Source organism: Streptomyces sp. NPDC058459, from assembly GCF_042721685.1.
Classification (GTDB): domain Bacteria; phylum Actinomycetota; class Actinomycetes; order Streptomycetales; family Streptomycetaceae; genus Streptomyces.
The window spans coordinates 1-5,410 of record NZ_JBHXLV010000303.1 but is presented as its reverse complement, the minus strand read 5'-3'; the positions used below and the strand labels follow the sequence as shown (position 1 = coordinate 5,410).

6 protein-coding genes are annotated in these 5,410 nt (G+C 70.4%); 1 reads left to right on the top strand and 5 read right to left on the bottom strand.

The features are described from left to right. Positions 1–138: 138 nt before the first annotated feature. From cysS to ACFWN1_RS31250, 5 genes are all read right to left on the bottom strand, one after another. Complete coding sequence (cysS, locus tag ACFWN1_RS31270) at positions 139–1,542, bottom strand: cysteine--tRNA ligase (RefSeq protein WP_384369467.1); 1,404 nt, start codon at positions 1,540–1,542, stop codon at positions 139–141. A 69-nt stretch (positions 1,543–1,611) separates the two neighbouring features. Continuing rightward, a complete protein-coding gene (locus ACFWN1_RS31265; protein WP_384369464.1) occupies positions 1,612–2,016 on the bottom strand; it encodes a PPOX class F420-dependent oxidoreductase in 405 nt (134 codons plus the stop codon). Positions 2,017–2,065: 49 nt separating this feature from the next. Then, positions 2,066–2,560, bottom strand: a complete 495-nt coding sequence (ispF, locus tag ACFWN1_RS31260; protein WP_384369461.1) for a 2-C-methyl-D-erythritol 2,4-cyclodiphosphate synthase — start codon at positions 2,558–2,560, stop codon at positions 2,066–2,068. Continuing rightward, positions 2,550–3,314, bottom strand: a complete 765-nt coding sequence (ispD, locus tag ACFWN1_RS31255; RefSeq protein WP_384369458.1) for a 2-C-methyl-D-erythritol 4-phosphate cytidylyltransferase — start codon at positions 3,312–3,314, stop codon at positions 2,550–2,552. Before ispD ends, ispF begins: the two co-directional genes overlap by 11 nt. Before the next feature lie 294 nt (positions 3,315–3,608). Next, on the bottom strand, positions 3,609–4,091 hold the full coding sequence (locus ACFWN1_RS31250) for a CarD family transcriptional regulator (protein WP_050374646.1): 483 nt from the start codon (positions 4,089–4,091) through the stop codon (positions 3,609–3,611). A 645-nt stretch (positions 4,092–4,736) separates the two neighbouring features. Here ACFWN1_RS31250 and ACFWN1_RS31245 point away from each other — a divergent pair. Continuing rightward, positions 4,737–5,393, top strand: a complete 657-nt coding sequence (locus ACFWN1_RS31245; RefSeq protein WP_384369454.1) for a DUF461 domain-containing protein — start codon at positions 4,737–4,739, stop codon at positions 5,391–5,393. The last annotated feature ends 17 nt before the right edge of the window (positions 5,394–5,410 follow it).

Below are 5,410 nucleotides of genomic sequence, written 5' to 3'. Positions count from 1 at the left end.
CCCTATATAAACCCTGATGTTGTCGTCGGCCGCTTATTTTTTTTATAACCCCCCCCCGTAGGGGTTCGAACTTTTGTTTGCGGGGGCCCGCCCGGACCGCGGGGCGCCACACTCGATCAGGCCCGTCGCCTGCCGCGCCTAGCGCGGGCCGATGCTCCAGCGCGGTCCCTGCGGGCTGTCCTCGACGACCAGACCGGACTGCCCGAGCTGGTCGCGGATGGCGTCGGCGGTGGCCCAGTCCTTGCGGCCGCGGGCGGACTCGCGCTGCTCCAGGACCAGCCGGACCAGGCTGTCGACGACCCCGTGGAGGTCCTCGCCGCGTTCGCCGCCCTCACCGGCCCACCGGGGGTCCAGCGGGTCGAGACCGAGGACGCCGAGCATGGCGCGGACCTCGGCGAGGCGGGCGACGGCCGCTTCCTTGTCGTCGGCGGCCAGCGCGCTGTTGCCCTGCCGGACGGTGGTGTGCACGACGGCGAGGGCCTGCGGCACGCCCAGGTCGTCGTCCATCGCCTCGGCGAAGGCGGGCGGCACCTCGGCGGCCGGTTCGACCTCGCCGCCGGCCTTCTCCAGGGCGCGCTGGACGAAGCCCTCGATGCGCGCGAACGCGATCTCGGCCTCGCGCAGCGCCTCCTCGCTGTACTCGATCATCGAGCGGTAGTGCGGGGTGCCGAGGTAGTAGCGCAGGACGATGGGACGCCACTGCTTGACCATCTCGGAGACCAGCACGCTGTTGCCGAGCGACTTGGACATCTTGTCGCCCGCCATGGTCACCCAGGCGTTGTGCACCCAGTACTGGGCGAACTCGTCACCGAACGCCTTGGCCTGGGCGATCTCGTTCTCGTGGTGCGGGAAGATCAGGTCCAGGCCGCCGCCGTGGATGTCGAAGACGGAGCCGAGGTACTTGTGCGCCATGGCCGAGCACTCCAGGTGCCAGCCGGGGCGGCCGGGCCCCCAGGGAGTCGGCCAGCTCGGCTCGCCCGGCTTGACCGCCTTCCACAGGGCGAAGTCGCGCGGGTCCCGCTTCCCGGTCTCGCCCTCGCCGGAGGGCTGGAGCAGGTTGTCCAGCTCCTGCCGGGACAGCTCCAGGTAATCGTCCCAGGAGCGCACGTCGAAGTAGACGTTGCCGTCGGCCTCGTAGGCGTGGCCGCGCTCGATGAGGCCCTGCATCATCTCGGTCATCTCGGTGATGTGGCCGGTGGCGCGGGGCTCGTAGGTGGGCGGGAGGCAACCGAGGGCGTCGTAGGCGTCGTTGAACGCCCGCTCGTTCTCGTACCCGATGGCCCACCAGGGGCGCTTCTGCTCGTACGACTTGGCGATGATCTTGTCGTCGATGTCCGTGACATTGCGGATGAACGTCACGTCGTAGCCGCGGTACTCGAACCAGCGGCGCATGATGTCGAAGTTCAGGCCCGACCGGATGTGCCCGATGTGCGGTGCGGCCTGCACGGTGGCGCCACACAGGTAGATCGAGACACAGCCCGGCTGGACCGGGCTGAAGTCGCGGATCTGCCGGGCGCTGGTGTCGTACAGGCGAATGGTCACGCCACCAGGGTAGTGGGCGCACCGCGATGCGATGCGCCCGGACGGGAAAACGGCTGCCCGCCGGCCCCCTCAGAGGCTGCCGACCACCTTGCTCGGGGTGATCCGGACGACGACACGCTCGGCGTCGTCCGCGGCGGCCGGGTTGAACTCGGCGTACTTCTTGCCGGTGTACTTCAGGGACAGCTCGTCGATGAGTGCCCGGCCGCCCTCGGTGGTCAGCTCGGCGGTGCCCCGGATCTCGGCGTACTCGTAGGGGTTCTCCGGGTCCAGGACGACGACGGTGACCCGCGGGTCGCGCTTGAGGTTCTTCTCCTTGCGCCGGTCGACCGTGGTGGAGAAGAGGACGTCGTCCCCGTCCCGCTTCACCCACACCGGGGACAGCTGTGGGCCGCCGTCGGGCTGCACGGTGCCCACGACGATGAACACGCGGGTGTCCAGCAGGGACTTGAGCCGGTCGGACAGGGCAGCGGACATGAAGATCCTCCTCGATCGACGATGGCTGTGCGGGTACCCTCGCACGCCCCTATGACACGCGCACCACGAGAGCCGTGGCGACGGCCATCAGCCCCTCGCCGCGGCCGGGGAAGCCCAGCCCGTCGGTGGTCGCGCCGGACACCGACACCGGGGCCCCGGCGGCGGCGCTGAGAATCCGCTGCGCCTCGTCCCGCCGCTTGCCGATCTTCGGGCGGGGGCCGACCACCTGCACCGCGACATTGCCGATGGCGAAGCCGGCCGCGCGCACGATCCGGGCCGCCTCGGTCAGCAGGGTGACCCCGGAGGCACCGGTCCACTCGGGTCGGCCGGTGCCGAAGTGCTGTCCGAGGTCACCGAGCCCGGCGGCGGAGAACAGCGCGTTGCAGGCGGCGTGCGCGACCACGTCGGCGTCGGAGTGCCCGGCCAGGCCCGGCCCCGAGTCCTCCCACTTCAGCCCGGCGCACCACAGCTCGCGGCCGTCCTCGAAGGCGTGGATGTCGGTGCCGATGCCCACCTGGGGCAGCGGCGGGACCTCAGAAGCCATCGTTGAGCCTCCGGCGGGTGAGGACCGCCTCCGCGAGGACCAGGTCCAGCGGCCGGGTCACCTTGAACGCCTCCTCGTGGCCGGGCACGGTCACGACCCGCGCGCCGAGCCGCTCGACCATGCTCGCGTCGTCGGTGACGTCCTCGGTGACGGACTCGTGGGCGCGGATCAGCGTGGCCCGGTCGAAGCCCTGCGGGGTCTGTACGGCTCGCAGCCGGGCGCGGACAGGTGTGCCGAGCACCGGCTCGGGCTCGCCGGGGGTGGCGGCGGGCTCGACCTCCTTGACGGTGTCGGCCAGCGGCAGCGCCGGGACCACGGCCGGGGCGCCGTCGCGCACCGCCTCGATCACCGTGTCGACGGTGTCGACGGGGACGAGGGGACGGGCGGCGTCGTGCACGAGGACCACGTCGTAGGCGGGGGGCAGGGCGTCCAGGCCCAGGCGGACCGACTCCTGGCGGCTGTCCCCGCCGGGCACGACCAGGAAGTCCGTACGCTCGGGCAGCGCGTGCGCGTCCAGCAGGGACTTGACCTCGGCGGCCCCCTCCGGCGGGGCCACGACGACCACCAGGGAGACGTGCCGGGAGGCGGCCAGGGCGCGGATCGCGTGGATCAGCATGGGCGTGCCGTTCAGCGCGCGGAGCGCCTTGGGGGCGCCCGGACCGAGGCGTACGCCCCGGCCGGCGGCGGGGATCACGGCGGCGACGCGGCTGTCCTGGCGCGGCTCGGCGGGCGCGGGACGCGATTCGTCAGACATCGGTTCCTGTCAGGTTTGTGTGCTCGGGCCCGGTGGGTATGGCCTGGAGGAGCCCCTGGGCGCGACGCCTTGACCGGACCCTTTCCGTGACCGCGGTCGAGCCGTCCGCCCCGGGAGCGGATCGCGGGACGAAGAAAAAGTGCATCGTGTGCGCCGAGCCTTGTGGGGTAGGCGAGGCGGGCATGGGGGACGAATATGCCGCAGCGCCCGGCGACAGGGTGAGTGTCATCGGGCACCACGGCATTTTGCTGCGCTGGACCTGGAAGCAGGCGCGGCACGCCGCCTGCCAGGCGTCTAGGAGGCGAGCACCTCGTCCAGCAGCGCCTCGGCCTTGTCCTCGTTGGTGTTCTCCGCGAGGGCCAGCTCGCTCACCAGGATCTGGCGGGCCTTGGCGAGCATGCGCTTCTCACCGGCGGAGAGTCCGCGCTCGCGCTCACGACGCCACAGGTCACGCACGACTTCCGCGACCTTGATGACATCGCCGGAGGCGAGCTTCTCCAGATTTGCCTTGTAGCGGCGCGACCAGTTCGTGGGCTCCTCGGCGTACGGCGCGCGCAGCACCTCGAAGACCCGCTCCAGCCCGTCCTGACCGACCACATCACGCACGCCGACGAACTCCGCATTGTCCGCTGGCACACGTACCGTCAGGTCGCCCTGGGCGACCTTCAGCACCAAGTAGGTCTTGTCCACGCCTTTGATCTGGCGAGTTTCGATAGCCTCGATCAGCGCGGCCCCGTGATGGGGATAGACCACGGTGTCGCCAACCTTGAACGTCATGTGACAGGTACCCCTTCCGTGGCTATCCAGGGTAACACGGATACGGCGTCTTCTGAATGGCGTTTTCGCAGGTCAGAGCATATCTCGGGGCTTGACAACAGCGACACGAACGTGCTGCGGACCACCTGCGGAACCGGGTATTCGCAGGTCGGAGCGGCTCTGTGCGCGGAGTGAAACATCTGCGTCACACGCCCCGAAGAGTCTCCCTGACCGACTGAATGTACCGGTTTGCCCGCTTCCAAGCGTACGACTTCCGCTCCTTCGTTCGACTACCGGAGTCGGGTACGAGACGAATCCGGAATTGATCACGCCACCCGGCCGTGATCAATTCCGGACACGCCCGCATTCCCGCACGGAAATACGGGCCGGAGTGTCGCGGTGGGCCGGCGGGACGCCGTCAACGGCGTCCCGTGCGGTTATCCGAATGGCGGACGCGCGTTCCGGCAAAACGGCCCGGCGGTGACCGGTGGTGACCGGTGGTGATCAGCGGCCGCCCCGCGTACCCCCAGCAGGACGGAAGCCCCGCCCAAGGGGAGGGTCGGGTGCGGCGTCGCGCGAACGGCTCGGTAGCCTGAGGCGCTGACAGATCCTTAAGGTGGCTTGTTCCAGACAAGCCGCCCCTGTGTTCAAGGAGTATCCGCCGCCGTGAGCAGCAGCCTTCGACGCGGTGCCCTCGCCGCCTCCGCCATCGCGTTCTCGATCGCCTCGCTCGCCGCCTGCGGCGCCGGCAACAACGCCCAGACCCTGGAGATCAAGCCGGACAACGCGGCGACCAGCGTCGGTGTCATCAAGGTTCAGAACGCCGTGGTCATCACCCAGCCCGACGCCAAGGCGAACGGCCCGGCCGTCGTCTCGGCCACGCTGTTCAACGGCGGCGCCACCGACCAGACGCTGCAGTCGATCGTCGTCGCGGGCAGCGACGGGAAGGCCGAGCTGAAGCCCGCCGAGGGGCAGCAGCTGACCGTCCCGGCGCACGGCCGGCTCATCATCGGCGGCAAGGACAACGCCTCCGCCACCCTCGCCAACAGCCGCGAGTCGGTCCAGAACGGCAACGCGCAGAAGGTCACCTTCACCTTCAGCGAGACCGGCGCGGTCAGCCTGCGCGCCTTCGTGGTGCCGGCGACCAGCTACTTCACCGAGTGGGGCCCGAGCGAGACCCCGGCCGCGCCGGCCGCCGCGACCTCCGCCCCGGCGGGCGGCCCGTCCGCGAGCGACAAGCCCCAGGGGGACAACGCCGGCGCCTCCGCCCCGGCCGCCTCCCCGAGTGCCTCAGCCACGCCGTCGGCGTCCGCGAGCAACTGAGCCGTACGGGTGAAGGA